This is a genomic window from Phaeobacter sp. 11ANDIMAR09 (assembly GCF_001294455.1).
Lineage (GTDB): Bacteria > Pseudomonadota > Alphaproteobacteria > Rhodobacterales > Rhodobacteraceae > Pseudophaeobacter.
In genome coordinates this window covers 1-2,842 of record NZ_LIKT01000071.1, presented here as the reverse complement: position 1 = coordinate 2,842, position 2,842 = coordinate 1, and the positions used below count along the sequence as shown (strand labels likewise).

Annotated in this window: 2 protein-coding genes; both read right to left on the bottom strand. The window is 48.7% G+C overall.

Annotated elements, in window-relative coordinates; translation table 11 throughout:
* Window positions 1–97 precede the first annotated feature (97 nt).
* On the bottom strand, window positions 98–1,975 hold the full coding sequence (locus AN476_RS22065) for an ATP-binding protein (protein ID WP_054463911.1): 1,878 nt from the start codon (window positions 1,973–1,975) through the stop codon (window positions 98–100).
* Between the two features lie 135 nt (window positions 1,976–2,110).
* On the bottom strand, window positions 2,111–2,632 hold the full coding sequence (locus tag AN476_RS22060) for a hypothetical protein (RefSeq protein WP_054463910.1): 522 nt from the start codon (window positions 2,630–2,632) through the stop codon (window positions 2,111–2,113).
* Window positions 2,633–2,842: the final 210 nt, after the last annotated feature.

Below are 2,842 nucleotides of genomic sequence, written 5' to 3'. Positions count from 1 at the left end.
ACCGCATACGACCTCGTTAACCACGTCAGTAACGACGTCTTATAAGATCTGATAAAGCCGGTAGGTAGGCGGTGCTAATCGGGCGGTTAGGTTCGAACTAGTCTGACATCACCTCTGTGCCTGCATCTTGTGATCGAGGTTTGCTCAACTCAGACCGCACATAGGACAATAATGCGGTTAGATCTGCTTTGCGCACTGGCTTGGAAATAGTGTGGTCCAGCCCGCATTCCAAATATTGCTTTAGTTGATGCGTCATCACATTGGCAGTCACTGCGATCACTGCTGAGGCGGGGACGTCGCGCATTTTGACGTTCTCCCGGATCGCTGCGGTTGCAGCTAGCCCTCCAATGCCGGGCATGTTTATGTCCATGAAAATCACATCGTAGTAATTTACCTCTGCCTTGCTAACTGCTTCCTCGCCGCTTTTTGCCTCATCGATAACCGAACAAAGCGGCGTTGCAAATGCGCGCAGGACGCGGCGATTAACCTCACCGTCATCCACAATCAGGATGCTCAGCTCGTCACTGTCCAACCCACGTTCCTGCTGCGCTGCGCGCATACCCGCAATGCGGTGGTGCAAAGCATTACTCCAAACATCTTCGACCATCACGCAGCTTGGTTCGTCTTGAATGATAGCTTTCAGGTCAAAGCTGGCAGTAAAGCAACTGCCACGCCCCAAGGTGCTGACCACGGATAGTGTGCCACCCATTGCCTTACACAAGGCGGATGAAATCGATAGACCCAACCCGGTGCCGCGTTGTAAAGACTCCACCGAGCCTCCGGCCTGATAGAAAGGCTCAAACACTCGAGCAACATCGGATTCTGACAGGCCAGGACCGCTGTCTCTAACACTAGCAACTAGGCGCATCTCGCCGGTCGCACTGGTCAAGTCGGATCGCAAAATTACGGTAACGTAGCCGGTTTCAGTGAACTTCAACGCGTTCGAAATCAGATTGTTCAGCACCTGGCTGATGCGCATGGCGTCCCCCAAAGCATGTTTGGGCAAATTTGGATCAATGATGACCTTCAACGTCAGTTTCTTGTTCCTGGCGGTATGCTCATGCAACACTAGCAACTGTTGTCCCAGTTGCGCCACTTCAAAGGGCTCTGATATGATTTCAAAATCTGCAGATGCAATTTTAGACATGTCCAAAATATCATTAATGGTGTTTTGAAGAAGCTCACCAGAAGTCAAAATTACGCCAACCATTTTACTCTGCGCTTCGGTCAAAGATGTTTCTGAAAGTAGCTGCGCCATACCTAAAACTCCGTTTAGCGGTGTTCTAATTTCGTGGCTGACCTTGGCAACGAAGATTGATTTTGCTTCGTTCTGAAGATTCGCTTCTTGACGCAACCCGCGTTCTTTGTTGGCTGACAGGACGTAGTTTAGGCATTCTACCAGTAAGTAGATCACCAGAAACGCCAAGGCGACCACGACTACGCGGTTTTGAAACAGAGCATCCTGCGAACTTTGATACGCAGAGGCCTGCACAATAGAGCGATGCTGTTGAAGGAACTCAACTACCCAGATTTTGCGAAACGCACTAATAAGGGAGGCCAGCTGCTCTTGTAACGACGCCAAGCCCGTCGAGGACAGGCTATCAGTGCCAACAAGAGCGGTGTCCAACTCTGACAAAAAAGCCTTATAGGTTTCAATCATGTTTTGAAGGTTAGCGCTGGCCTCTGATTGCGCCGTATCAATCACATCGATCCTGCTCCACAGAATGTCCACCCTCATGCGTAACATATCCAGAGACAGATCACCCGCCATGTATCTAAGCAAAGCAACCTCCAGACGATGGGTTTCGAAAATCGTCTCGTTTACTTTCCATGTCAGTGATGACAGATCCAACGCGTTTTGGGTGGCCACTTCCACTCTTTTTGTCTCAGATACATAGGCAAAGAACACAATGCTTCCAACCAAAAATAGCACCACGACAGGCCGCCACAACGCGAGGAAAAGGCGTAACGTCATGATCAACTCCCTACCCGAAGCCCAGCTCAATCAGCGGGCAGATTATCGGCAAAAGGCCAGCCTTGCATGCATGTACAACAACTCAAATGCTTTGTGTCCTGGCCCTAGTTTTCAAAATTCTACGGAGCCGGCTGGTTACCTGATCTCAATAGAAACTAGCTGCCAAATCATTTCATTATCAAATTTCTTTAGCTTGGCCTCGTCTTCTGACTGCGGGTAAATGACCCAGATTGGCCCCTTGTCACGAACGGTCATCTGCTTGCCATTGTGAAAAATAGCTAAAATAACGCCTTGGTTTTCTGCGTGTGTTACTGGAATGTTCACGAAGTAATCGTTTATCGCGACCGCACCAATTGTGGTTCCTGATGCCGCAACGAAGTCTAATAAAGACGATAGCCTAGGACCCTCAAATGTCTGCATGCCATCGGTGAACGATGTAAAGGTATTAACTTCCTCCCATTCCAGTGCTTTAAGCAGGTCCAAGTCAAACTTTGCGCCTCCTTGCGAGTTTGTTTTTCCGATAGCGCCGGAAACAGTCAAAATGACTTCGCCGGTGGGCATAGGAAGCTGTTCCGCTGTCGCAGCCATTGAGAACAACATGGTAGCTGCCGCAGCTGCAACAAGGCGTGTGAAGTGTATTGACCAGTTGTTGTTCATTTAGTCACCTCTTAACTTTCATCCAAGGATCTTCAAATCCGCAGCAGTGTCGCTTTCTCTTGTTTCTGGCTCTGGAGCTTGGATCAGAAAATTTGGTTTTTTCGTTCCTTTGATGCAGGAAACTATCCTACTTAACGAAAGATTAGTTTAAAATGTGTTAAAGCTAGTGGGGTCCAATTTTTGCTCAATGAGCTACTCCCCAATGTTTGG